This window comes from Streptomyces sp. NPDC088812, from assembly GCF_044750285.1.
In the GTDB taxonomy this organism is placed as follows: domain Bacteria; phylum Actinomycetota; class Actinomycetes; order Streptomycetales; family Streptomycetaceae; genus Streptomyces.
This window is the reverse complement of the sequence record NZ_JBIVJP010000032.1, coordinates 33,257-57,400: the sequence shown is the minus strand read 5'-3', so window position 1 is coordinate 57,400 and position 24,144 is coordinate 33,257. Positions and strand designations below refer to the sequence as shown.

The 24,144-nt window shown below is 72.1% G+C and carries 21 protein-coding genes and 1 tRNA gene; 16 read left to right on the top strand and 6 right to left on the bottom strand.

Annotation, left to right across the window (positions count from 1 at the left end; translation table 11 throughout):
* Window positions 1-139: 139 nt before the first annotated feature.
* On the top strand, window positions 140-817 hold the full coding sequence (locus ACIP67_RS39470; protein WP_401698585.1) for a GntR family transcriptional regulator: 678 nt from the start codon (window positions 140-142) through the stop codon (window positions 815-817).
* 179 nt (window positions 818-996) lie between these two features.
* Here ACIP67_RS39470 and ACIP67_RS39465 read toward each other — a convergent pair whose 3' ends face one another.
* The 4 genes from ACIP67_RS39465 to ACIP67_RS39450 all read right to left on the bottom strand — a co-directional run bounded on the left by ACIP67_RS39465 (window position 997) and on the right by ACIP67_RS39450 (window position 7,583).
* A complete protein-coding gene (locus ACIP67_RS39465; protein WP_401698582.1) occupies window positions 997-2,385 on the bottom strand; it encodes an OFA family MFS transporter in 1,389 nt (462 codons plus the stop codon).
* A gap of 124 nt (window positions 2,386-2,509) precedes the next feature.
* A complete protein-coding gene (locus ACIP67_RS39460) occupies window positions 2,510-4,654 on the bottom strand; it encodes an acetate--CoA ligase family protein (RefSeq protein WP_401698580.1) in 2,145 nt (714 codons plus the stop codon).
* A 4-nt stretch (window positions 4,655-4,658) separates the two neighbouring features.
* The gene (gene frc, locus ACIP67_RS39455) at window positions 4,659-5,888 is read right to left on the bottom strand and encodes a formyl-CoA transferase (RefSeq protein WP_401698577.1); all 1,230 of its coding nucleotides are present in this window, start codon (window positions 5,886-5,888) and stop codon (window positions 4,659-4,661) included.
* A 12-nt stretch (window positions 5,889-5,900) separates the two neighbouring features.
* On the bottom strand, window positions 5,901-7,583 hold the full coding sequence (locus tag ACIP67_RS39450) for a thiamine pyrophosphate-binding protein (RefSeq protein WP_401698576.1): 1,683 nt from the start codon (window positions 7,581-7,583) through the stop codon (window positions 5,901-5,903).
* 147 nt (window positions 7,584-7,730) lie between these two features.
* Here ACIP67_RS39450 and ACIP67_RS39445 point away from each other — a divergent pair, with 147 nt between their 5' ends.
* The 12 genes from ACIP67_RS39445 to ACIP67_RS39390 all read left to right on the top strand — a co-directional run bounded on the left by ACIP67_RS39445 (window position 7,731) and on the right by ACIP67_RS39390 (window position 17,613).
* Complete coding sequence (locus tag ACIP67_RS39445) at window positions 7,731-7,898, top strand: hypothetical protein (RefSeq protein ID WP_401698573.1); 168 nt, start codon at window positions 7,731-7,733, stop codon at window positions 7,896-7,898.
* Between the two features lie 39 nt (window positions 7,899-7,937).
* Complete coding sequence (gene sucC / locus ACIP67_RS39440; RefSeq protein WP_401698571.1) at window positions 7,938-9,068, top strand: ADP-forming succinate--CoA ligase subunit beta; 1,131 nt, start codon at window positions 7,938-7,940, stop codon at window positions 9,066-9,068.
* Window positions 9,069-9,082: 14 nt separating this feature from the next.
* A complete protein-coding gene (sucD, locus tag ACIP67_RS39435) occupies window positions 9,083-9,979 on the top strand; it encodes a succinate--CoA ligase subunit alpha (RefSeq protein ID WP_401698568.1) in 897 nt (298 codons plus the stop codon).
* A gap of 105 nt (window positions 9,980-10,084) precedes the next feature.
* The gene (locus ACIP67_RS39430; RefSeq protein WP_401698566.1) at window positions 10,085-11,647 is read left to right on the top strand and encodes an aldehyde dehydrogenase family protein; all 1,563 of its coding nucleotides are present in this window, start codon (window positions 10,085-10,087) and stop codon (window positions 11,645-11,647) included.
* A 184-nt stretch (window positions 11,648-11,831) separates the two neighbouring features.
* Window positions 11,832-11,916 (top strand) — tRNA-Leu (locus ACIP67_RS39425).
* Window positions 11,917-12,355: 439 nt separating this feature from the next.
* On the top strand, window positions 12,356-13,525 hold the full coding sequence (locus tag ACIP67_RS39420) for an ATP-binding protein (RefSeq protein ID WP_401698563.1): 1,170 nt from the start codon (window positions 12,356-12,358) through the stop codon (window positions 13,523-13,525).
* Window positions 13,522-13,923 carry a roadblock/LC7 domain-containing protein gene (locus ACIP67_RS39415; RefSeq protein ID WP_401698560.1) on the top strand — a complete coding sequence of 134 codons (402 nt, stop codon included), beginning with the start codon at window positions 13,522-13,524 and terminating at the stop codon, window positions 13,921-13,923. Before ACIP67_RS39420 ends, ACIP67_RS39415 begins: the two co-directional genes overlap by 4 nt.
* The gene (locus ACIP67_RS39410) at window positions 13,920-14,297 is read left to right on the top strand and encodes a DUF742 domain-containing protein (RefSeq protein ID WP_385069113.1); all 378 of its coding nucleotides are present in this window, start codon (window positions 13,920-13,922) and stop codon (window positions 14,295-14,297) included. The genes ACIP67_RS39415 and ACIP67_RS39410 overlap by 4 nt, the downstream gene beginning before the upstream one ends.
* A complete protein-coding gene (locus ACIP67_RS39405; protein WP_389514546.1) occupies window positions 14,272-14,865 on the top strand; it encodes an ATP/GTP-binding protein in 594 nt (197 codons plus the stop codon). Before ACIP67_RS39410 ends, ACIP67_RS39405 begins: the two co-directional genes overlap by 26 nt.
* Before the next feature lie 9 nt (window positions 14,866-14,874).
* Complete coding sequence (locus tag ACIP67_RS39400; protein WP_401698555.1) at window positions 14,875-16,221, top strand: cytochrome P450; 1,347 nt, start codon at window positions 14,875-14,877, stop codon at window positions 16,219-16,221.
* Window positions 16,222-16,324: 103 nt separating this feature from the next.
* The gene (locus ACIP67_RS39395; protein WP_401698552.1) at window positions 16,325-16,447 is read left to right on the top strand and encodes a hypothetical protein; all 123 of its coding nucleotides are present in this window, start codon (window positions 16,325-16,327) and stop codon (window positions 16,445-16,447) included.
* Window positions 16,444-17,613, top strand: a complete 1,170-nt coding sequence (locus ACIP67_RS39390; protein ID WP_401698549.1) for a tryptophan dimethylallyltransferase family protein — start codon at window positions 16,444-16,446, stop codon at window positions 17,611-17,613. Before ACIP67_RS39395 ends, ACIP67_RS39390 begins: the two co-directional genes overlap by 4 nt.
* A 456-nt stretch (window positions 17,614-18,069) precedes the next feature.
* Here the strand turns inward: ACIP67_RS39390 and ACIP67_RS39385 are convergent, their stop codons facing one another.
* Both ACIP67_RS39385 and ACIP67_RS39380 read right to left on the bottom strand, forming a co-directional pair.
* Window positions 18,070-19,356, bottom strand: coding sequence for a flavin-containing monooxygenase (locus ACIP67_RS39385; RefSeq protein ID WP_401698546.1), 1,287 nt, complete (start codon window positions 19,354-19,356; stop codon window positions 18,070-18,072).
* Between the two features lie 150 nt (window positions 19,357-19,506).
* Entirely contained in the window at window positions 19,507-20,499 is a 993-nt protein-coding gene (locus ACIP67_RS39380; protein WP_401698543.1) for a hypothetical protein, read from the bottom strand.
* Between the two features lie 20 nt (window positions 20,500-20,519).
* Between ACIP67_RS39380 and ACIP67_RS39375 the strand changes: the two genes are divergently transcribed.
* The 3 genes from ACIP67_RS39375 (at window position 20,520) to fusA (ending at window position 24,049) form a co-directional block, all read left to right on the top strand.
* Window positions 20,520-20,741, top strand: coding sequence for a hypothetical protein (locus ACIP67_RS39375; protein ID WP_401698541.1), 222 nt, complete (start codon window positions 20,520-20,522; stop codon window positions 20,739-20,741).
* Between the two features lie 138 nt (window positions 20,742-20,879).
* On the top strand, window positions 20,880-21,620 hold the full coding sequence (locus tag ACIP67_RS39370; RefSeq protein ID WP_401698538.1) for a DNA polymerase beta superfamily protein: 741 nt from the start codon (window positions 20,880-20,882) through the stop codon (window positions 21,618-21,620).
* Window positions 21,621-21,964: 344 nt separating this feature from the next.
* Window positions 21,965-24,049 carry an elongation factor G gene (gene fusA / locus ACIP67_RS39365; protein WP_401698536.1) on the top strand — a complete coding sequence of 695 codons (2,085 nt, stop codon included), beginning with the start codon at window positions 21,965-21,967 and terminating at the stop codon, window positions 24,047-24,049.
* The last annotated feature ends 95 nt before the right edge of the window (window positions 24,050-24,144 follow it).

The following is a 24,144-nucleotide window of genomic DNA, read 5'->3' as shown; positions in this document are numbered from 1 at the left end:
CGGGGGGCGCGCGGCCCGGTGTGACGAGGGCGACCGTTCCCGGCCCTGGCTACAGTGAGCCGTAGACTGTAGACGAAAGACAATCGATACTGGCTTTCCGGCTGCCGGCCCCGGCGCTGCCCAGGAGGGGGACCGACCGATGTTGTCGACAGGACTGCCGCAGGGTGCGGTGCCCAGGCTCGAACGCCCCGGCCCGCTGCGCGAGCGCGTCTACGAAGCCCTGCTCGAACTCATCACCACCCGCGCGCTGCAACCCGGCCAGCACCTCGTCGAGAGCGAACTCGCCGGCCACCTCGGCGTCTCCCGCCAGCCCGTGCGCGAGGCCCTGCAACGGCTGAACACCGAGGGGTGGGTCGATCTGCGGCCGGCCCAGGGCGCGTTCGTGCACGTGCCCACCGAGGACGAGGCCGACCAGCTCCTCACCGTGCGCACCCTGCTGGAGGCCGAGGCGGCCCGGCTCGCCGCCGCGCACGCCGACCGGGCCGGCGTCGAAGCCCTGAACGAGCTGCTCGCGCAGGGCATGGGGGCCGTCGCCGCCGACGACGTGGACGCGGCCGTCGCCCTCAACGCCCGTTTCCACGCCAAGGTGATGGAGCTCGCGGGCAACACGGTCCTCGCCGAACTGGCGGCGCAGGTCGACCGGCGGGTCCGCTGGTACTACACGCCCGTCGCCCGGCAGCGCGGGCAGCAGTCCTGGGAGGAGCACCGCGACCTCATCGCAGCCATCGCGGACGGCGACGAGCAGCGCGCCACCCGGCTCATGCGCGAGCACACGGAGCACACACGCCGCTCGTACCACGCACGCCAGGAGGCGTAGCCCGGCGGCGGCCCGTCCGTGCCGACGCCCTCGAGGCGGCCCTCCCCGTGCCGGCGAAAGCCGGGGGAGGGCCGCCTCGAGGGGAACGGCCGTGCCGGCCTCAGCCGGACCGGTGGTGGGGACGGTGCGCGGCGACGGGGTCCGCCGGTGGTCCGCTCGCGACGGGACCGTACGTCATGTCACGCGGTCTCCTCGCCGAGCGGCTGCGGGTTGGCAACGACCTTGCGGGCCTGCGGCCGGCCCGGGGCCTTCAGGAAGAGCGCCAGCACCGCGGAGGCCAGACCGATGGAGCCGGCGATCACGAACGCGCCCTCGTAGTCCCACGCGCCGACCACGACCGCGCCCATGCCGGAGCCCACGAGACCCGAGATGAGCTTCGAGCTGTAGACCATCCCGTAGTTGGAGGCGTTGTTGTTCTCCCCGAAGTAGTCCGCCGTCATGGCGGCGAACAGCGGGAAGATCGCGCCGCCCCCGAAGCCGGACACCATGGAGCAGAACAGGAAGAACGGCATGCTGCCCATCTGCCCGGAGACCAGCACCCCGAACTGGGCGCTGCCGAGCACCAGACAGACGATGATCAGCGTGTTGCGGCGGCCGAACCGGTCGGAGATCCAGCCGATCACCCCGCGCCCGGTGCCGTTGACGATCGCCTTCAGGGACATCGCCGTGGCCACGATCCCGCCGGCGAAGCCCATGTCCTTGCCGAACGGCACCTGGAAGGCGATGCCGAAGATGTTGATGCCGGCCGTGCACAGCAGACAGAACCACATCATCCACAGGACGGGGGTACGGGAAGCCTCCTTCGGTGTGTACTGCTTGACCGCGGGCGGGTTCTTCTCCAGCGCCCGGCGGATCTTGGGGTCGTCGGTCATCCGGAGCGGGTCGACGTGCGCGGGCCACCAGTTCTTCGGCGGGTCCTTGAAGAACCAGCCGGCGACGGCGACGACCGAGCAGCAGATCAGACCGACCGTCACCAGGACGCCCCGGTAGTTGCCCAGGTCCATGTACGAGGTGAACAGGAACACGAAGGGCACCGAGCCGTAGGCGAAGCCGCCGTTGACCATGCCGGTCTTGCCGCCCTTGCGTTCCGGGTACCACTTGCCGACCATGTTCACGCAGGTCGCATAGACGAGGCCGGCGCCGATGCCGCTGCACATGCCGAAGCCCAGGTAGGCGACGATCACGTGCGGCGCGAACGCCAGCGACAGATAGCCGCAGACCGTGCCCAGCGCGCCCAGCATCATCGCGTACCGCGCGGGGAGCCTGCCGCTCTCCCGCAGTTGCCCGGCGGGGAAGGCGACGGCCGCCTGGAAGAAGACCCAGACGCCCATCAGCCAGAAGATGTGCCCGCTGTTCCACAGGTGGGCCTCGTGCAGGGTGTCCTCGGCCGAGGTGAACGCGTACTCCGAGGAACTGATGCCCAGCATGCCCATCCACGGGAAGAGCACCATGGTCCAGCGCGGCCGTCCCATGATGTCCCGGTCGGTCTCGCCGATCCGGTACACCCGGCCGTTGCGGTCCGCCACCTCCCGGTAGGGAAGTGACGTCGAGAAGTCGGTGGTTGTCATGTGTGTCGCACCCCTTGCGTCGAAAGATCTGGCCAGCGCCCCCTGTCCCATGCCTTTCGTGTGCGCACTGGGTCCCGGGACCGGCCGACGCGCACCGTCGGCCGGCCCCGCACCGAAGATCACGTCATGAACCGCCCCCCAACAACCCGGCCGCGCGCGCCCACCGGTACTTGGCGCCCAGCACGGCCACCGGCCTCTCGGTCGTGTACGGGTACGCGACGACACCCCGCTCGTACAGGTACCGGCAGGCCTCCTCGACCTCCACGTCCCCCGCGAGCGACGCCACCACGGGCTTGACGACGCCGCGCTCGCGGAACTCGGCCACCACGCGCGCGGTGAGCTCCGCGAAGACCATCGGCGGGGTGACGATGGTGTGCCAGTAGCCGAGGACGAGCGCGTGGACGCGCGGGTCCTCAAGGCCCAGCCGGATCGTCGCCTCGTACGTCGACGGCGGCTCGCCCCCCGTGATGTCGACCGGGTTGCCCGCCGCCCCGAACGGCGGGATGAACGCCCGGAACGACGCGTCCAGGTCCGGCGGGATCTCCATCAGGGTGAGGCCGTTGTCGGTCACCGCGTCGGACAGCAGCACCCCGCTGCCGCCCGCGCCCGTGATGATCACGACGTTGTCCCCCCGGGGGGTGGGCAGCACCGGCAACGCGCGCGCGTACTCCAGCATGTCGTTCAGGCCGGGCGCCCGGATGACACCGGCCTGCCGCAGGATGTCGTCGTACACGGCGTCGTCGCCCGCGAGGGCCCCGGTGTGCGACCCGGCGGCCTTCGCCCCCGCCGCCGTGCGCCCCGCCTTCAGGACGACGACCGGTTTCTTCGGCACGGTCGCCCGCGCGGCCGCCACGAAGGCGCGCCCGTCCTTGAGGTCCTCCAGGTGCATGGCGATGCACTCGGTGCGCGGGTCCTCGCCGAACCAGGTCAGCAGGTCGTCCTCGTCCAGGTCCGCCTTGTTGCCGAGGCCCACGATCGCCGACACGCCCGTCTTCGTGGCCCGCGCGAACCCCAGGACGGCCATCCCGATCCCGCCGGACTGCGAGGTCAGCGCCACCCCGCCCTTGACGTCGTACGGCGTGCAGAACGTGGCGCACAGGTCCTGCCAGGTCGAGTAGTAGCCGTAGATGTTCGGCCCCAGCAGCCGGACGCCGTGCCGTTCGGCGATCGCCACGATCTCCGCCTGGAGCTCGTGCTCGCCGGTCTCCGCGAACCCGGAGGGGATCAGCACGGCGTTCGGGATCCCCTTGCGTCCCACCTCCTCCAGGGCCGAGGCCACGAACCGGGCGGGGATCGCGAAGACCGCCACATCCACCTCACCGGGAACGTCGGTGACACTCTTGTACGCCTTGCGGCCGAGGATGTCATCGGCCCGCGGGTTCACCGGGTGGATGTCCCCGGCGAAACCGCCGTCGACGAGGTTGCGCATCACCGAATTGCCGATCTTGCCCTGCTCGTGGGAGGCGCCGATCACGGCGACCGACGAGGGCTGCATCAGCCGGCGCATCGAGGTGAGGATCTCCTCGCGCGTGTACGTCCGCCGCGGCTTCGGCACGGACTCGGCGAGGATGACCCGGATGTCGGCGGCGACCGCCCCCTCGGGCGTCGCGATCACCGGGTTCAGGTCCACCTCCGCGATCTCCGGGAAGTCCGCGACGAGGTGCGACGCCCGCCGGATCTGCTCGGCGACCGCCCACCGGTCCACGGCCGGCCCGCCGCGCACCCCGCGCAGGATCTCCGCCGCCCGGATCGAGTCCAGCATCGACAGCGCCTCGTCGGCGTCCACGGGCGCGAGCCGGAACGTGACGTCCTTGAGGACCTCCACCAGCACCCCGCCGAGCCCGAAGGCCACGACCTTCCCGAACGTCGGGTCCGTCACCGCGCCGACGATGACCTCCAGCCCCTCGGGCAGCAGCTCCTGCACCTGGACGCCGTCGATCCGGGCGTCCGCGTCGTACGCCCGCGCGTTCTCCACGATTCGGTGGAACGCCGCCCGTACGTCCGCGGCCCCCTCCACCCCGACGATCACTCCGCCCGCGTCGGTCTTGTGCAGGATGTCCGGCGAGACGATCTTCATCACCACGGGTCCGCCGAAGCGCGCCGCGCACGCCACGGCCTCCTCGACGTCCCGCGCCAGCTCCTCGCCCGGTACGGCGATCCCGTACGCGTCCGCGACCACCTTGCCCTCGGGCGCGGTCAGCGCGGTCCGCCCCTCGGCGCGCACCGCGTCGAGCAGCGCGCGCACCCGCAGCACCCGGTCCTCGGCCATCACGTCAGATCACCCCGTTCGACTTGAGCAGGCGCAGTTCCTCGTCCCCGAGGCCCAGTTCGCCGACGTAGACCTCTTCGTTGTGCTCGCCCAGCAGCGGTGAACCGCTCACCTCGACGGGGGAGTCGGAGAGCTTGAGCGGGCTGCCGACGGTCACGAACTCGCCCCGCTCGGGGTGGGGGACGCGCACCACCATCTCGTTGGCGGCCAGTGACGCGTCCTCGATGATCTCCTTGGTGGACAGGATCGGCCCGCACGGGATGTTGTGGGCGTTGAGCCGCTCCAGCACCTCCCACTTGGGCAGCGTCGAGGACCACTCCTCGATCAGCTGGAACATCTTGTTCAGCCGGGGCAGCCGGGCCTGAGGCGTCGCCCACTCGGGGTCGTCGGCCAGCTCGGGCCGGCCGATGAGCTCGCTGAGCGGCCGCCAGCCGACGGGCTGCACGATGACGTACACGTAGTCGTTCGGGCCACCCGGCGCGCACTTGACCGCCCAGCCGGGCTGGCCGCCGCCCGAGGCGTTCCCGGACCGGGGGACCTCGTCGCCGAAGTCGTCGTTGGGGTACTCGGCGAGCGGGCCGTGGGCCAGGCGCTGCTGGTCGCGCAGCTTCACCCGGCAGAGGTTGAGCACGGCGTGCTGCATGGCCACGTTGACCCGCTGACCGCGCCCGGTGCTCTCGCGCTGGAACAGCGCCGCGAGGATGCCCGCCACGGCGTGGACACCCGTGCCCGAGTCACCGATCTGCGCCCCCGTCGCCAGCGGCGGCCCGTCCTCGAAGCCGGTGGTCGCCATCGATCCGCCCATGGCCTGCGCGACCACCTCGTACGCCTTGAAGTCGGTGTACGGGCCCTCGCCGAACCCCTTGATGGAGGCGTAGACGATCCGCGGGTTGATCTCCCGGATGCGGTCCCAGGTGAAGCCCATCCGGTCGACCGCGCCCGGACCGAAGTTCTCCACCATGACGTCGGAACGCCGGATCAGCTCGGTGAGGATCTCCTTGCCGCGCTCGGTCTTGGTGTTGAGGGTGATGCTCCGCTTGTTGCAGTTGAGCATCGTGAAGTAGAGGGAGTCGACGCCCGGGAGGTCGCGCAACTGCTTGCGCGTGATGTCACCGGAGGGCGCCTCCAGCTTGACGACGTCCGCGCCGAGCCAGGCGAGCAGCTGCGTCGCCGACGGCCCGGACTGGACGTGCGTCATGTCCAGGACGCGGATGCCTTCGAGGGCCTTGGTCATGACCGGCGCTCCTCACTTGTACATGGTCTGGTTCATGGTTCCGGGGGCGTACGCGTCGGGGTCGACCCAGACGTTGATCAGCGAGGGCTTCCCGGACTCGCGGGCGCGCCGCAGCGCGGGGCCGATGTCGGCCGGGTCGCGGACCTCCTCGCCGTGGCCGCCCAGCATCCGCGCGAACTGGTCGTAGGGGACGTCGCCGAGGGTGTTGCCGACCCGCTCGCGCTCCTTGCCGTACTTGGCGGCCTGGCCGTAACGGATCTGGTTCATCGAGGAGTTGTTGCCGACGATGCCGACGAACGGCAGGTCGTAGCGGACGAGGGTCTCGAAGTCCCAGCCGGTCAGGGAGAAGGCGCCGTCGCCGAAGAGGGCGACGACCTCCTTGTCGGGCCGCGCCTGCTTCGCGGCGAGTACGAAGGGGACGCCGACGCCGAGGGTGCCCAGCGGGCCCGGGTCCATCCAGTTGCCCGGCGACTTGGGCTGCACGACCTGCCCGGAGAAGGTGACGATGTCGCCGCCGTCGCCGATGTACACCGAGTCCTCGGTGAGGAAGTCGTTGATTTCGCTCACCAGGCGGTACGGGTGGATGGGGGAGGCGTCCGACCTCAGCTGCGGCAGCCGCTTGTCGAGCGCGGTCTGCTCGGCCGCGCGCAGCTCGTCGAGCCACTCCTTGCGCTTCGACGCGCCCCCGTTGATCCGCCCCGAGGCCGCCTCGGTCACCGACTTCAGCACCAGCCCGGCGTCACCGACGATGCCGAGGTCGATGTCGCGGTTCTTGCCGACGGTGCGGTAGTCGAGGTCGATCTGGACGACGGTCGCGTCCGGGGAGAGCCGCTTGCCGTAGCCCATGCGGAAGTCGAAGGGCGTGCCGACGATCACGATGACGTCGGCGTTCGAGAAGGCGTACCGGCGGGAGAGCTGGAAGTGGTGCGGGTCGCCCGGCGGGAGGGTGCCGCGGCCGGCGCCGTTCATGTACGCGGGGATGTTGAGGGTGCGGACCAGCTCGATCGCGGCCTCGGTGCCGCGGGTCGTCCACACCTGGCTGCCCAGCAGGATCGCCGGCTTCTCGGCGTGCACCAGGAGGTCGGCGAGCTTCTCGACCGCCTCGGGGTCGCCGGCCGAGCGGGTGGAGGCGCGGTAGGCGCCCGGCCGCGGCACGCGTGCCTTCGCCGCGGGCACCTTGGCGTCGAGCACGTCGCGCGGGATCTCCAGGAAGGACGGGCCGGGCGCGCCGTGGTAGCACTCGCGGAACGCCATGGACACCATGTCGGCGGCGCGCGCCGTGTCCGGCACGGTCGCCGCGAACTTGGTGATGGGCGCCATCATGTCGACGTGCGGCAGGTCCTGGAGCGACCCCATCTTGTGCTGGGTGAGCGCCCCCTGACCGCCGATCAGCAGCATGGGGGACTCCGCGCGGAAGGCGTTGGCGACGCCGGTGACGGCGTCGGTGGTGCCGGGGCCGGCGGTGACGACCGCGCAGCCCGGCCTGCCGGTGATGCGTGCGTAGCCGTCGGCGGCGTGGGCGGCGACCTGCTCGTGGCGGACGTCGACGACTTCTATGCCCTCGTCGACGCAGCCGTCGTAGATGTCGATGATGTGGCCGCCGCAGAGGGTGTAGATGCGGTCGACCCCCTCGGCCTTGAGCGCCTTGGCAACGAGATGACCACCGGAGATCACGTCCTGGGTGTCGTCGGGCATGACGAAGTCCCGTCCCTTCGTAGGGGTTGGAGGGCTCACGCGGTACATTGCATACAGTCGACGAATACTGTATGAATCTCGTTATCCCGCATCCGGTGGGTGGTGTCCAGGGGGTGCGCGGCACTTTAGGTCGGCTTGACTCCGGCTTTGACATCGGCTTCGGCGGCTCCTCGACACGGGCTTCGGCATCGCTCTGACATCGGCTGGGGCTTCGGCTTGGGCATCGGCTTGGGCATCGGCTTCGGCATCGGCATGAGCTTCGGCTTCGGCTTCGGCTTCGGCATCGGCATCGGCTCGGCTCGGCTCGGCTTTTAGGTATCGGTATCGGCTTTGACTTCGCGGACGGGAGTCGGGATGGACCTGTACGAACACCAGGCAAGGGACCTCTTCGAGCAGTACGGCATCGTGGTGCCGGCGGCCGAGGTGACCGACTCGTCCCGCCGGGCGCGCGAGATCGCCCGCCGGCTCGGCGGCCGCGTCGTCGTCAAGGCGCAGGTCAAGACCGGGGGGCGGGGCAAGGCGGGCGGGGTCAAGCTCGCCGCCGACCCGGCCGCCGCCGAACTCACCGCCCGTCAGATCCTCGGCATGGACATCAAGGGGCACACGGTCGGCACGGTGATGTTGGCCCGGCCCGTCGACATCGACGGCGAGTTCTACGTCTCCTACGTCCTGGACCGCGCGGCCGGCCGCTTCCTCGCCATCGCCTCCGCCGAGGGCGGCACGGAGATCGAGGAGGTCGCCGCGACCCGGCCCGAGGCCGTCGCCCGGGTGCCGATCGACCAGGCGGAGGGCGTGACCTCGGCGAAGGGGGCCGAGATCGCCGCCGCGGGGGGCCTGCCGCCGCGGAGCGTCGACGTCCTGGTCCGGCTCTGGCAGGTCCTGGTGCGCGAGGACGCCCTCCTCGTCGAGGTCAACCCGCTCGTGCGCACCCCGCAGGGGCAGCTCGTCGCCCTGGACGGCAAGGTCACCCTCGACGACAACGCGGCCTTCCGGCACGCCCACCGGGGCGGCGACAGCACCGGGCCCACCGATCCGCTGGAGGCCGCGGCCGCCGCCAAGGGGCTCCACTACGTCAGGCTCGACGGCGAGGTCGGCGTCATCGGCAACGGCGCCGGCCTGGTGATGTCGACCCTCGACGTGGTCGCCGGCTGCGGCGCCCGCCCCGCGAACTTCCTCGACATCGGCGGCGGGGCGTCCGCCCGGATCATGGCCGACGGACTCTCGGTCGTCCTGTCGGACCCGGCCGTGAAGTCCGTCCTCGTCAACGTCTTCGGCGGCATCACCGCCTGCGACACGGTCGCCGAGGGCATCGTGCGCGCCCTGGACACCGTACGGCTGACCCGGCCGCTCGTCGTGCGGCTCGACGGCAACAACGCGGCCCGGGGGCGGGCGATCCTCGACGCCCACCGGCACCCGCTCGTCGAGCAGGCCACCACCATGGACGGCGCCGCCCGCCGTGCCGCCCACCTCGCCACCGCAGCCTGAGGAGACCGCACACCATGGCCATCTACCTCACCAAGGAGAGCAAGGTCCTCGTCCAGGGCATGACCGGCGGCGAGGGCACGAAGCACACCCGGCGGATGCTCGCGGCCGGCACCGACGTGGTCGGCGGGGTCAACCCGCGCAAGGCCGGCCGCACCGTCGGCTTCGACGAGCGGACGGTCCCCGTCTTCGGATCGGTCGCCGAGGGCATCGAGGCGACCGGCGCGGACGTGAGCGTCGTCTTCGTCCCGCCCGCCTTCGTCAGGCCGGCCGTCACCGAGGCCGCCGACGCCGGGATCGGGCTCGCCGTCGTCATCACCGAGGGCGTCCCGGTCCACGACTCCGTCGCCTTCACGGCGTACGCCACGGCGCGCGGCACCCGGGTCATCGGCCCCAACTGCCCCGGCCTGATCAGCCCCGGCCAGTCCGGCGCGGGCATCATCCCGGCCGACATCGCCAAGCCCGGGCGGATCGGCCTGGTCTCCAAGTCCGGCACGCTCACCTACCAGCTCATGTACGAACTGCGGGACGTCGGTTTCTCCACATGCGTCGGCATCGGCGGCGACCCGGTCGTCGGCACCAGTCACATCGACTGCCTGGCCGCCTTCCAGGACGACCCCGACACCGAGCTGATCGTGCTCATCGGCGAGATCGGCGGCGACGCCGAGGAACGGGCCGCCGCGTACGTCCGCGACCACGTCACCAAGCCGGTCGTCGGCTACATCGCGGGCTTCACCGCGCCCGAGGGCAGGACGATGGGCCACGCCGGCGCGATCGTCTCCGGGTCCTCGGGGACGGCGCGGGCGAAGAAGGAGGCGCTGGAGGCGGTCGGCGTGCGCGTGGGCGGCACACCGACGGAGACCGCCCGACTCGTGCTCGCCGCACTGGCGGCGGGGACGTCCCCGCACGCGTGACGCGCGGCGGCGCCCATCGCCGTCCTCCACTGGCCGGCCGGCCGGCCTTCTCGGTCGGCCGGCTCCCTCGTCCTCTCGACCGTGCACCGAGAGCGGAGCATCCCCATGGCCCCCACCACCTCCACCACCACCTCCACCCCCACCCTCAAATCCGGCACGTCCTGGGCCGACGCCTGGCGTCGCTGTCTCGCCGCGGCCCCCGAGGCCTTCCGCGACGACCGGGTCCTCAACCTCTGGAACGGCACCTGGCAGGCGGACGGCCGGGCACTGCCCGCCACCAGCCCGGTCGACGGACGCCCCGTGGCCGGCCCGCCCCGCCTGGACGCGGCCACCGCCCACCGGGCGGTCCGGGCCTCCCTGGACCAGCACCGCGCCTGGCGGCACCTCCCCCTCGCGGAACGCCGCGCCCGCATCGCGGCCACCCTGGACGCCCTCGCCGCCCACCGCGAACTCCTCGCACTCCTGCTCGTCTGGGAGATCGGCAAGCCCTGGCGGCTCGCGCAGGCCGACGTCGACCGGGCCGTCGACGGGGTGCGCTGGTACCTCGACGGCATCGAGGAGATGCTCGCCGGGCGGGCCCCGCTGGACGGGCCGGTGTCCAACATCGCCAGCTGGAACTACCCGATGAGCGTGCTCGTGCACGCGGTACTGGTCCAGGCGCTGGCGGGCAACGCGGCCATCGCCAAGACCCCGACCGACGGCGGTGTCGCCTGCCTGACCCTGGCCTGTGCCCTCGCCGCCCGCGAGGGCGTCCCCGTCAGCCTGGTCAGCGGCGGCGGGAGCGAGCTGTCGGTGGCGCTGGTGCGGGCGCCCGAGATCGGCTGCGTGTCCTTCGTCGGCGGCCGCGACACCGGCGCCGCGGTGGCCACGGCCGTGGCCGACCTCGGCAAGCGCCACATCCTCGAACAGGAGGGACTCAACACCTGGGGCGTCTGGAACGTCTCGGACTTCGACGCCCTCGCCGCGGTCGTCCCCAAGCTCTTCGACTACGGCAAGCAGCGCTGCACGGCGTACCCGCGCTTCGTCGTCCAGCGTGAGCTGTTCGACTCCTTCCTCGCGGCGTACCTCCCGGCGGTGCGCACACTGACGGTCGGACACCCACTGGCGGTCGAGCGGCCGGACTCCCCCTTCCCGCGGCTGGACTTCGGTCCGCTCATCAACGCGGCCAAGGCGAAGGAACTGCGCGACCAGGTCGCCGAGGCCGTCGACCGCGGTGCCGTCCCGCTGTACCGCGGGAAACCCGACGGGGCCCGCTTCCTGCCCGGCCAGGACACCTCGGCCTACGTCCAGCCCGTCACGCTCCTCGATCCGCCGCCGTCCTCCCCGCTGCACCACGCGGAACCCTTCGGCCCCGTCGACACCATCGTCCTGGTCGACACCGAGGCGGAACTGCTGGCCGCCATGAACGCGTCCAACGGCGCCCTCGTCGCCACCCTCTCCACCGACGACCGCGCCACCTACGACCGGCTGGCCCCGCAGATCCGCGCCTTCAAGGTCGGCCACGGCACCCCCCGCTCCCGCGGCGACCGCGACGAACTCTTCGGCGGCCTCGGCGCGTCCTGGCGCGGTGCCTTCGTCGGCGGCGAGCTGCTGGTGCGGGCGGTCACCCGGGGGCCGGCGGGGGAGAGGCTGCCGGGCAACTTCCCGGAGTACCGGTCGATGCCCTGACCGCCCGGACACCCGCCCCCGGCAGCCCGCCCCCGGACACCCGCCCCCGGGAGCGGGGCGCCGGGAGCGAGGTGTCCGGGGGCGGGCTGCCGGGGCGGCGGATACGCAGGTGAAAGGCACTCCCAAAGCTTGGTATTGTTGTCCATGTCGCCGCGGGGAACACCCGAACGGCGGTAGACACCTGGTCCGGGTGGCGGAATGGCAGACGCGCTAGCTTGAGGTGCTAGTGCCCTTTATCGGGCGTGGGGGTTCAAGTCCCCCCTCGGACACTTGTCACTCACCGTGTCGAGCGGATTCCGCTCGGTGAGCGAGATGCCGACTGATGGGCGCGACCCGTATCCGGGATTACCGGATACGGGTTCTGTCGTTTCATTCCACCGTATTTCCGTCGGAGAAGAGTCCGTACGTCTCGGTTACTCCCGGATGTCGCGGAAGCGCGTTTATCGGTTGCTCCGCCGACGACCGTCGTGACACCTGTCGACACGTTCACTGACAGGCCGTCAATGTTCATCTTCACCATCAATGTTGGCGATCGGTGGCGTCATCGTGTGGTGATACGATCACCGCGCTTGTAGAGCGGGCGGATGGGTGCAGGACATCCCCGACTACGGGGACGGTCCGGGCGGTGACCCCGATGCGGGCGTCCGCCGGTCCACCCGCATTGACGGGAATTCAGCAACTGGCCGTCAGTCGCCTGAAGAGAGTCTTATGACTGATTACATACAGAACCCGGTACTCTGGGCTCTCCTCGTCGCCGTATTCGTCGCAGTCGCCCTCATTGTTCGTCAGCGCAGGGCGACGCGGACGTTAAGGCAGGAGTTCGCAGATCTCCGGAATCGGCACACCGAGCTGGAGAACGGGTACGCGAAATCCGTCGAGGCAGCGCAGGAAAGAGCCGAAGAGGCAACGAAGACAGTCCTGAAATCCGCTATGCGGACGCTTCAGGGTCTTGCCGCGGAGCAGCAGTTGATCGTCTCCCGGCTCCAGAACAAATACGGCGAGTCGGTCATTCTCCAAGACCTTCTGGAGATCGACCACACGAACTCCCAGTTCGGTCGCCGTGCCCAGTCCATCGCCGTGCTCTGCGACGGCTGGCTGGGCCGCCAGCGCGATGTGGCCTCCGTCTACGACGTGGTCCGCAGCGCACAGGGCAGAATCCGCCATTACCGGCGGGTGGAGATTCTTTCGCAGGTGGACTTCGGCATCACGAGCCGCGCCGTCGAACCGGTGGCCCTGGCCCTCGCCGAACTCCTCGACAACGCCACCAGCTATTCCAGCCCGGACACCGTCGTCGAGATCAACATCCGCACCGTGCCCAAGGGCATCTGCATCGTCGTCGACGACGCCGGTGTCGGAATGAACGACGAGGAGCGGGCCCGCGCCGAGAAACTCCTCTCCAGTGAACGCGTCTCCGGCGTCTCCGGACTCGGCAACCCGCCGCAGTTCGGTTTCGCGGTGATCGGCGTGCTGGCCGAACGCTTCGGCTTCGAGGTGTCCGTGGACTCCTCCTCGCCCTACGGCGGTGTGCGGTCGGTGCTCCTGCTCCCGCACGACCTGCTCACCAACGCGCCCGAGCAGAAGGAACCCGCCGCCCCGGTCGTCACCCACGCCGCCCCGGTCCACGGCGGCCCCGAGCCCGCGCCGGCGGCGACCACCACCTCCGACGGCCTGCCCAGGCGGCGCCGCAAGCGGCCGATGGCCATCGTGCCCGGCAGCGCGTCGAACACCCCCGCCCCCGCCCGCACCGGCGCGGAGACGGCGGCGATCATGGGCGCCTTCCAGCGGGGCACCCGGTCGGGCCGGGCCACGCATGCGGACCCCGCGGAACAGTCGAGCAGCACACGTGGTGCAAGCAGCGAAGGGCATGAGATCTCGTGAACGACGATCTGTCATGGATGCTGGACAGCGCCCTGGAGATTCCCGGGGCCCTGCACGCCGTCCTGATCTCCGCGGACGGCCTGCTGATGGCCCGCACGCAGGACTTCGAGAAGGACGACGCGGACCGCGTGGCCGCCGCGATGAGCGGTGTGCAGTCCCTCAGCCGCTCCCTCGCCTTCTTCTGCGAGGACGCGAGTCAGCGGTGGCGGCAGACGGTCGTCGAGTTCGACGGGGGCTGGGTCTTCCTGATCTCCGCCGGTGACGGCGCCTACCTCGGCGTCTCCGCCGCGCCCGACGTCGACATGCAGGACATCACCTTCCGGATGCAGCAGCTCGTCGGCCAGCTCGGCAAGGCGCTGATGACCCCGCCGCGCGAGAACCTCGGCGTACGGTCATGACCGGCTACGACGAACTGGAGCCGCAGACACCGGAGTTAGTGCGACCGTACGTCATCACCAAGGGCCGCGGACTCCCCGACGAGCAGCAGCTCTCCCTCATCACGCTGGTCACGGCGTCCGCCGACACCCAGCAGCGGCCCACCCGGCTGTCCCCGGAGGAGCAGAGCCTGCTCGACCTGTGCTCGGCCGGCTACCTGTCGGTCGCCGAGATCGCGGGGCACACCCAGCTGCCCCTCGGTGTGGTGAAGATCCTTCTCGCCGCCCTCACCGAGGGCGGTTACCTCATCACCCGCCCGCCCGTACAGCGGGCCCCCCTCGCCGACCGGGAGATCCTGGAGGAGGTGCTGAATGGTCTCAGGGCCAAGTTTGGATGAGCAGGACTACGTCCGCGGCGGTGCGACGCAGACCGCGGTGAAGATCCTCGTCGTCGGTCACTTCGCCGTGGGCAAGACCACGTTCATCGGGGCGATCTCCGAGATCCAGCCGCTGTCCACCGAGGAGACGATGACCCGCGCCGCGGAGTCCGTCGACGACCTCAAGGGCGTCCAGGGCAAGACCACCACCACGGTCGCCATGGACTTCGGCCGCCTCACCATCAGCGACCGCGTCGTGCTGTACCTGTTCGGCACCCCCGGCCAGCAGCGCTTCGTGCAGATGTGGGAGGACATGGCCCGCGGCGCGCTCGGCGCCCTGGTCCTCGTCGACCCCGAGCGGCTCGCGGACTCCTTCGCCGTGATCGACCTGATCGAGCAGTACGGGCTCGACTACGCCATCGCCGTCAACCACTTCGACGGCACCCCCCTGCGGGACGAGAGGGCCCTGCGCGAGGCACTCGACCTGCTCGACGACACCCCCGTCGTCACCTGCGACGCGCGGGACGAGCAGTCGTCGGCCGCAGCGCTCATCACCCTCGTCCGCCACTTGCAGGACCGTGCCCACTAGGAGCTAGACATGGAACGACCCACGGCTCCCGTGCCCCCGCCCGGGTGCCCGGCGCACCACACCGGCGGCCGCGTGCCGCTCTACGGCCCGGAGTTCGCGGCCGACCCGCAGGCCTACTACGGCTACCTGCGCCACTACGGGCCGACCGCGCCCGTCGAGCTCTCCCCCGGAGTCGAGGCCACCCTCGTCACCGACTACGCCACCGCGCTGCAACTCCTCCAGGACTCGGCCTCGTTCCGCAAGGACGCCCGCCGCTGGCGGGACTTCAACGAGGGCCGGGTGCCCGCCGACAGCCCGATCGCGCCCGTCCTCGCCTACCGGCCCAACTGCATGTTCAGCGACGGCGCCGAGCACCTGCGCCTGCGGCAGGCGGTCACCGACAGCATGGCCCGCGTCGACTCGCGCAAACTGAGCCAGAGCACCGAGCAGGTCTCCGACTACCTCATCGCCCAGTTCGGCGCGCGCGGCTCGGCCGACCTCCTCGGCGACTACGCCAAGCAGCTGCCGCTGTTCGTGTTCAACGAACTCTTCGGCTGCCCCGCCGACATCGGCGACCGCGTCGTCTACGGCATCACCGGCATGTTCGACGGCGTCAACGCCGAGCGCGCGGTCGAGGTGCTGTACGGGGCGGTCGGCGAACTGGTGGCGCTCAAGCGGGCCAAGCCCGGCGACGACGTCACCAGCTGGCTGATGCAGCACGACGCGGCGCTGACCGACGAGGAGATGGTGCACCAGCTGGCCCTGCTGCTGGTGGCCGGCAACGAACCGCTGCGCAACCTCATCGGCAACACCCTGCACCGGCTCCTCACCCACGACGCGTACGCCAACCAGGGCGGTCTGATCGACGAGGCGATCGACGACACGCTGTGGGAGAACCCGCCCATGCAGAACCTCGCCCCGCACTACCCGGCGTCCGACATGGACTTCGCCGGCCAGAAGCTCCACGCGGGCGACCTGGTGCTGGTCAGCTTCGCGGCCGCCAACACCGGTCCGGCGCTCACGGCCGCGCGCAAGGCGGGCAGCAACCGCGCCCACCTCGCGTGGAGCGCCGGCCCGCACGCGTGCCCCTCCAAGGACCCGGCACGGCAGATCACGGTGACCGCCATCGAGAACCTGCTCAACAAGCTGCCCGACGTCGAACTCGCGGTGCCCGAGGACAGCCTGACCTGGCGACCCGGTCCCTTCAACCGGGGTCTCGTCGCGCTGCCCGCCCGCTTCACGCCCGTACAGACCGTGCGCCGGCCCGCCGCCCCGGCCCCCGCCGAGACGGCCGCGCGACCCGAGAACGACCGGCAGGCGGGCCGCAAGCCCGAACGCGGTATGTGGAGCCAGTTCCTCAACTGGCTGACGAGGTGATCATCACAACACCAGCCAATTCCGTACACCTGTATGAGTGTTCAGCCTCAGGGGTAGTGAGCCATGCGGTAACCCGTGTTGCTCACGAGCCTAAGGAGGTGCCGTGGACCTCATGTCCACCGACGCCGTCTTCATACAACACCCCACCGTGGTGACCCTCCCGATACCCGCCCTCGCCGGCGGGTATCTTCTTGCCCGCTCCGCCCCGCGGCGGGAGGGCCGGTGACCGCCCGCCGGACCGGCTCTCCGGACGGCCTCGGCACCGACACGGTGGGCGGCCTCACGGCGCGCCAGCTGCTCAGGCTCTGCGACGTCGCGGGACTGGACGGCGCGGACGCCGACCTCTACGCGCGTACCCTGACCGACATGCTGGGCGCCGTGGCCGCGCGGCCGCTGGACCTGCCGCCCGTGACGCCGACGTTCCTGTCCGATGACCACACCCCCGTCGAGTTCTCGCTCGCCTTCGTCCCCGGCGCGGCGCCGACCCTGCGGGTCCTGCTGGAGCCGGGGTGCGGTGCCGGCGGCCTGGCGCGGAGCGGGCGCGCCGGACTGCGGGCCGTCCGGGAGGCGGCGGGGCGCTGGGGCGTCCCGACGGACCGGCTGGACGAGCTGGAGGACCTCTTCTTCCCGGCCGAGCCCGAGGGTCCGCTGGCACTGTGGTGCGCGCTGGAACTGCTGCCCGGTGGCGTCCCCCGGGTCAAGGTGTACCTGAACCCGGCGGCCTCCGGGCAGCGGCGTGCCGCCGACACCGTGCGGGAGGCACTGCGCCGGCTCGGGCACCGGCAGGCGTTCGACGCGCTGCCGCCGAGCGACCGCCACCTGTTCTTCGCGCTGGACCTGGGCGACTGGGAGGAGCCCAGGGTGAAGGTCTACCTGGCGCACCAGGACCTCACGGCGGCGCAGGCCGGGGCGCTGTCCCGGACCGGCGACGATCTCGGCGCCGCGCAGACCGAGGCGTTCTTCCGCGTCGCGGCCGGCCAGGACGCCGCCCGAGGTGCCGGCCACGACGCCGGGGCCGGTGCCGCGGACGGCCCGGGGCCGGTCCGCCGGCCCGTCCAGTCCTGCCACGCCTTCACCGAGACCGCGACCGGCCTGCCCAGCGGCTTCACCCTCTACGTCCCGGTCCGCGACCACGTCCGGCACGACGGCGAGGCCCTGGCCCGCGCCGTGGCCCTGCTCGACCGCCAGGGACTGGACTCCGCCCCCCTCGAGCGCGCCCTGGCCGCGGTGACCTCGCGGCGGCCGGAGGACGGCGCCGGGCTCATCGCCTACCTGGCGCTCGCCCACCAGCGGGGCCGACCGCCCCGCGTGACCACGTACATCTCCTCGGAGGCGTACCAGGTGCGTCCCCCCGCGGGCCTGCTGCCCGCCGTGGCCGCGAACGCCGGATAGGGGCGCGGGCCCAGGACAGCCCGGGGAGCCGTACGCCGCCGTCGCCGGACTGCTCCCCCCGCTCCACACCGGCGCCGGACCGGGGCTGACGCCCGCGGCGCGCCCCACCGGCCCCGGGCCGCTCACGCGAAGGCACGGCGGGGCGGCGACCGGCCGGCCGGGGGCGGGACGGCTCCGGCACGCGCACGACGGCCCCGCGTACACGACCGGCCCGCGTGCACGACCCCCCGCGCGCGACGGCCCCGTGTCCGTGCGACGGCCCGGGGCGTGTACGACCGCCCCGTGTCCGTACGGCGGCCCGGGGCGTGCACGACCGGCGTGTGTCCTCGCGATTGCCCCGCGTCCGTACGACGGCCCCGCCTCCACCCGACGGCCCCGCCTCCACCCGACAGCCCCGCGTCCGCACGACCGCCTGAGCCGGCGTCGGCGCCGGCGTCGGTGTCGGCCGCGCAAGGCTCAGGCCGCGTCGAGCTCCTGGAGGTAGGGCGCCACGTTCACCTGGATCGACGCGCTCTCCGCCTGCCCGTACTGGCCCGCGATGCCGCCCAGGTACGCGGCTATCTCCTTGCGCATGACCTCGGGCTCCGGCAGGACCGCCGTACCCGTGACGATCCGGGTGATCCAGCGGGCCTGTGCCTCGACGAGGCGGGTGATGGAGCCGTGCGGGCGGACCAGGCCGACGAAGTACAGGCCGGGGTGGTCCGCCGCGACGACGCGCTTGTACAGCTCGACCGAGCCCCGCGGCCCGATCGGGCAGCCGGGGGGCAGGAACGGGAAGGACATGTGGTAGCCGGTGCAGTACACGATCGTGTCCGCGGGCACGGAGGTGCCGTCGGTGAAGGCCACCCGGCCGCCGTCGACGAAGTCGATCGCGGGCTTGGGCGTGACCCCGCCGTGGCGTATTCGGCTGAGGATCTCGTCCGAGATGGTCACGGCCGAGGAGAAGACCCGGTGGTCCGGTTCGGGCAGGCCGTAGTCCGAGAGCCTGCCCCGGGCGACGAGCAGGGACTGCTCGATCAGACGGCGCTGCTCCTCCAGGGACATGCTCGTCCACCACGGCGCCTCGGCGACCTCGTCGAGCGGCATGCCGAAGAGCTGCTTGGGCAGGACGTGCAGCCCTCGCCGTACGGACAGGTAGGTCCGCGCGGCGTACCGGGAGACGTCCACGGCGATGTCCACGGCGGAGGCGCCGAGCCCGACGACGACGACGTTCCGCCCGGCGTGGTCGCTGCCGTCCCGGTAGTCGATGGCGTGCAGGGCCGTCCCGGTGAACGTCTCGGAACCGGCCGGCGGCGCCGGGAGGGAGGGCTCCGTGTTGTGTCCCGAGGCCACGATCACGTGGGCGAAGCCGCGCGAGGAGCGCCGGCCGCCGGCGTCCACGCTGACGACCGTCCAGGAACCGTCGGGCTCCCGCCGCACGGACTCGACGGCCGTCCCCAGCTCGATGTGGTCGAGGACCCCGGCCCACTCCGCGAACTCGCGGAGGTAGGCCGCCATCTGGCTGTGCCGGGGGTACACCGGGTACGAGGCCGGCATCGGGTGGCCGGCGTAACCGGTGAGCCCCTTGGTGGTGTTGAGGTGGAGGGAGAGGTATCCCGGGCCGCGCTCACCGGCTCCCGGCCGGCGCCAGATGCCGCCGACGTCCGGTGCCTGCTCCAGGCAGACGAAGTCGATGCCCGCGGTCTTGAGGGCGTGCGCCGTGGCCAAACCCGACAGGCCCGCACCGATGAGACACACACTCACGGGTTCCCCCACAGGAAGGACATCATCTTTACCGGACACGCGCAGTGCCTGCCCAACCGGAACTCCGTCCAACCAGCGACAAAGATCACAGACGGCGGGTGCGCGCGCTCGCGGGGCCGTGAGCCGGTGAGCCGATGCGTGGGGGAAGGCTCAGTTCATTCCGCTCGGGGTGGCCTTCGGGGACCGCCCGGCCAGTACGTCCTCCAGCCGCGAAGTTCCCTGCCCCACGGCCGCCTTGGTGCTGTCGTGGTCGGCGCCGTCGAGTCCGCCGTTGGTCACCGTGATCGCGTCCGTGCCGACGCGTACGGCGGCGACGTCCAGGGTGAGCGTCACCGGATCGCCGCCCGTGGTGCCCTTCACCGTCACCGTCACGCCCTGCCGGGCGTCGCCCGAGTCGGGCAGCGAGGCCTCGACGACCTGCACGGTCCTCTCGCCGCTGTCGCCGCCGGTCACGGTGAACTGGTCGCAGGTGTCGGGCAGCGACGCCATCCAGTCCCAGGAGTCGTCCAGATCGGACTTCTCGTAGGCGGCGACCTGGTAGAGCAGCCGGGACTCGCCCTGCTCGAACCCGGTGAGCGCCGACGCCCCGGACGGCTCGCCCAGCAGGTTGTCGTCGTAGAGCGCGTCGAGGAGGCGCTGGCAGTCCGCCGACTGCGTCTTGCCCGTGAGGAAGTCGGCCGTGTCCACCTGCCCGATGAGCAGCGAGTCCCGCCAGCTCGCCGCGTCGTCCACCTGGTTCCAGTCGTCCTCCAGGTCCGCCTCGGTGATCAGCGCGGTCTTCGCGCCGGCCTCGGTCAGGCTCGGGGACGCCGCCGGGGTGCGGGTGGGGGAGAGGGTGGGCGCGGTGGGCTGACGTTCGGCGACGGGCCGTTCGGCGACGGGCCGTTCGGCGACGGTCGTGGCGGCGTCCGCCGAGACCGTCGCGGAGTCGCTCCCCCCGGCGCAGGCCGCGGTGGCCAGCAGCGTCCCGGTGGCCACCGCGGCGGCCAGGACACGGGCGGGGCGTGCCGCACGGGCGGCCCTACGGGCGGCGGCCGTACGCGCCGTACGCGAGGTGCGCGCCCTGTACGTCGTACGAGCCGTGGCCGTCGCGGGGTGCCGGTGGGACTGGGCGTGGGACTGGGACGGGCGGGCGGTGGTCACGAGTGCCTCCTGAGGACGCGATGGACGGGACGGACGGGACGGACGGGACGGACGGGACGGACGGGACGGACGGGACGGACGTGACGGACGTGACGGACGTGACGGACGTGACGGACGTGACGGACGTGACGGACGGGACGGGTCCCCGGGGCGTGCGTTCGTGCCCTGGGCTGCTGTCCCCCTGCTCCTCCACCGCACCACCGGCCCGCTCCCGCGACCAGTACAAGCAGCCGGACGGGTGACGCGGGGAACGGGACCGGAGAAGGGTCCCGAAGGCGCCCGGGAGGCCGAAAATGCGAGGTGACCGGTCCGGCGGCCGGGGCATCATGACGGTTCCGCCGCCGCCCGCCCGCGGCGGCCGACCACCACCGGGGGCTCCTGTGACCGTCCAGAACATCCTGCTGTCCGGGATCGTCGGCTCGACCGCCTACGGGCTCGCCCACGAGCACTCCGACATCGACCGCCTCGGCCTGTTCGCGGCTCCCACCGAGGCGCTGCACGGTCTGCACCCGCCGAAGGAGTCCCACGTCAGCACGGCGCCGGACCGCACCCTGCACGAGGCCGCGAAGTGGTGCCGGCTCGCCCTCGGCGGCAACCCCACCGTGATGGAACTCGTCTGGCTCCCCGACGACCTGTACGAGGTGCGCACCCCGCTCGGCGAGGAACTCCTCGACATCCGCACCACGTTCCTGAGCGCCGGCCGGGTCCGCGACGCCTATCTCGGCTACGCAACCCAGCAGTTCCGGAAGCTGCGCAGCCGCGGCGACGGCACCTTCTCCGCCGACGTGCGCGGGCGCACCGCCAAACACGCCCGTCACCTCAAGCGGCTGTGCGACCAGGGCTACCAGCTGTACGCGACGGGGAGCCTGACCGTCCGGCTGGACGACCCGGAGAGCTACCACCGCTTCGGCGAGGAGGTGGCCGCGGACTCCGAGGCCGCGCTGCCGCTGCTGCGCCGCGTCGAGGAGGCGTTCGCGCGGACCCGCAGTGTGCTGCCGGAGCGGCCCGACGAGACGGCCGCCGACGCGTGGCTGCGGCGGGTGCGACGGCACTTCTACGGCACGTACGGCACGGAGGAAAAAACCCGTGCCGTTCCCCGTCCGGCCTCCCTACACTCATGACACGACCTGCGCCGCCCACGACACGGGGGGCAGCGCGGCACCGCGACAACGACGAGGGGAGCCCGCCGTGCGTGACCACACCGCTGCCGCCGCTTCCCGTTCCGGCTACGAGGTGATCCTCGTGTCCTCGTCCGTCCGGTGTCCGCTGCGCGGCCGGCACCGGATGATCTGACGAGACGTCAGTAGCCGGCTCTTTCTCGACCTCGCTGATCCGGTACCGCGGCGGGCGTCCCACGGCCTCGACCCGTCGTCGAGCGCGGGACGCCGCCACTGCGGCGCCGACTGCCGCTCGCCTCCATCGCGCTGCCCGCTCACGAGAACGACCCCCCGAAAGGCCAAGGGCCGTGCGCAACGACCTCCACACCCCCGACCGTCACCTCGCCGCCGTGCGCAACCTGGGCATCCTCGCCCACGTCGACGCCGGCAAGACCACCGTCACCGAGCGGATCCTGTACGCCACCGGGACCACGCACAAGCGCGGTGAGGTCCACGACGGCACCACCGTCACCGACTTCGACCCCCAGGAGCGCGACCGTGGCATCACCATCTTCGCCGCGGCCGTCAGCTGCGCCTGGAACGGCCACCGCGTCAACCTGATCGACACCCCCGGCCACGTCGACTTCGCCGACGAGGTGGAGCGCGCGCTGCGGGTGCTCGACGGGGCGGTCGCCGTGTTCGACGCCGTGGCGGGCGTGGAACCGCAGAGCGAGTCCGTGTGGCGGCAGGCCGACCGGCACGGCGTGCCGAGGATCGCGTTCGTCAACAAGATGGACCGGGCGGGCGCCGACCTCGACACGGCCGTGGCGTCGATCCGGGACCGGCTCCACCCGGTTCCGCTGGTCGTCCAGCTGCCGATCGGCGCGGAGGACACCTTCACCGGCGTCGTCGACCTGGTCCGCATGAGGACGCTGACCTGGGACGACGGTGCCGAGACCGCCGTGGACGGGCCAGTCGTGGGGGAGTTGCGGGAGGAGGCGCTGCGCCGGCGCCGGCTGCTGGAGGAGGCCGTGGCGGAACGTCACCCGGCGGCGCTGGAGGAGTTCTGCGACCGCGAGACGCTGTCCGCCGAGACCCTCACCACCGCCCTGCGCGACCTGACGCTCAGCGGTGACGGTGTGGTCGTGCTGTGCGGCTCCGCCTACCGCAACCGGGGCATCGAGCCACTCCTCGACGCGGTGGTGGAGTGTCTGCCGTCGCCCCTGGACGTCCCGGCCGTACGCGGCACGCGGGCGGTGCCCGGTACCGGGGCGGCGCCCGACGAGGAGGGCGAGCGGCGTCCCGCCGACCCGGCCGCCCCGTTCGCCGCCCTCGCGTTCAAGGTCAACGCCACCGCCACCGGCCGGCTCACCTACCTGCGGGTGTACTCCGGAACCGTCGAGAAGGGAGACACCGTGTGGGACGCGACCGCGCGCCGCACGGAGCGGATCGGCCGCATCCTGCGGGTACGGGCCGACCGGCACGCCCCGCTGGACCGCGCGGTCGCCGGGGACATCGTCGCCGTCGTGGGCCTGAAGTCGGCCCGCGCCGGTTCGACCCTGTGCGCGCCCGACGCCCCGATCGTGCTCGAACCGCCCGGTGTCGCCGAGCCGGTCGTGTCCGTCGCGGTCGAGCCGCGCCGGGCCGCCGACGCCGAACGGCTGGTGACCGCACTCGCCCGGCTGGCCGAGGAGGACCCGTCGCTGACCGTCCGGACCGACCCCGAGACCGGCCAGACGCTGCTGTCCGGCATGGGCGAACTGCACCTGGAGGTCGCGGTGGAGAAGATCCGCCGCACCCTCGCCCTGGAGGTCAACGTCGGCCGCCCCCGCGTCACCTACCGCGAGACGGTGGCGCGCGGAGTGTCCGGACTGGTCTTCCGGCACGTCAAACAGGACGGCGGGGCCGGTCAGTTCGCCCACGTCGTCCTGGACGTGGAGCCGTCGGAGGAGGACGGGTTCGCGTTCCGGTCCGCCGTGGTCGGCGGACGGGTGCCGCAGGAATACGTACAGGCCGTCGAGGCCGGCTGCCGGGACGCCCTCGCCGAGGGTCCCCTCGGCGGGCACGCGGTCACCGGACTGCGCGTCACCCTGACCGACGGGGCGACCCATGTGAAGGACTCCTCGGAGACGGCCTTCCGCACGGCGGGCCGGCTGGGACTGCGGGAGGCCCTGCGGGCCTGCGCGATGGCCCTTCTGGAACCGGTCGCCGAGGTCACGGTGACCGTGCCCGAGGACGCCGTCGGCACGGTCCTCGGCGACCTCGCGGCCTGCCGCGGACGGGTCACCGGCTCGGCGGTGCGCGGCGGCGCGGCGGTGGTGACCGCCACCGTGCCGCTGGCCGAACTGTTCGGCTACGCGACCCGCCTGCGCAGCCGCACCCAGGGCCGGGGCACCTTCACGGCCCGGCCGACGGGGTACGCGCCGGCACCGGCGGCGGTCGGGACGCCGTAGACGGTCGCGAGGCCGTGGACGGTCGCGAGGCCGTGGACGGTCGCGAGGCCGTGGACGGTCGCGAGGCCGTGGACGGTCGCGAGGCCGTGGACGGT

What these genes read in the sequence shown, in the direction of transcription:
- ACIP67_RS39470 (WP_401698585.1), top strand. Translation starts at nt 140, where the DNA reads ATGTTGTCGACAGGACTGCCGCAGGGTGCGGTGCCCAGGCTCGAACGC.
- ACIP67_RS39465 (WP_401698582.1), bottom strand. Translation starts at nt 2,385, where the DNA reads ATGACAACCACCGACTTCTCGACGTCACTTCCCTACCGGGAGGTGGCG.
- ACIP67_RS39460 (WP_401698580.1), bottom strand. Translation starts at nt 4,654, where the DNA reads ATGGCCGAGGACCGGGTGCTGCGGGTGCGCGCGCTGCTCGACGCGGTG.
- frc (WP_401698577.1), bottom strand. Translation starts at nt 5,888, where the DNA reads ATGACCAAGGCCCTCGAAGGCATCCGCGTCCTGGACATGACGCACGTC.
- ACIP67_RS39450 (WP_401698576.1), bottom strand. Translation starts at nt 7,583, where the DNA reads ATGCCCGACGACACCCAGGACGTGATCTCCGGTGGTCATCTCGTTGCC.
- sucC (WP_401698571.1), top strand. Translation starts at nt 7,938, where the DNA reads ATGGACCTGTACGAACACCAGGCAAGGGACCTCTTCGAGCAGTACGGC.
- sucD (WP_401698568.1), top strand. Translation starts at nt 9,083, where the DNA reads ATGGCCATCTACCTCACCAAGGAGAGCAAGGTCCTCGTCCAGGGCATG.
- ACIP67_RS39430 (WP_401698566.1), top strand. Translation starts at nt 10,085, where the DNA reads ATGGCCCCCACCACCTCCACCACCACCTCCACCCCCACCCTCAAATCC.
- ACIP67_RS39420 (WP_401698563.1), top strand. Translation starts at nt 12,356, where the DNA reads ATGACTGATTACATACAGAACCCGGTACTCTGGGCTCTCCTCGTCGCC.
- ACIP67_RS39410 (WP_385069113.1), top strand. Translation starts at nt 13,920, where the DNA reads ATGACCGGCTACGACGAACTGGAGCCGCAGACACCGGAGTTAGTGCGA.
- ACIP67_RS39405 (WP_389514546.1), top strand. Translation starts at nt 14,272, where the DNA reads ATGGTCTCAGGGCCAAGTTTGGATGAGCAGGACTACGTCCGCGGCGGT.
- ACIP67_RS39400 (WP_401698555.1), top strand. Translation starts at nt 14,875, where the DNA reads ATGGAACGACCCACGGCTCCCGTGCCCCCGCCCGGGTGCCCGGCGCAC.
- ACIP67_RS39375 (WP_401698541.1), top strand. Translation starts at nt 20,520, where the DNA reads ATGGACGGGACGGACGGGACGGACGGGACGGACGGGACGGACGGGACG.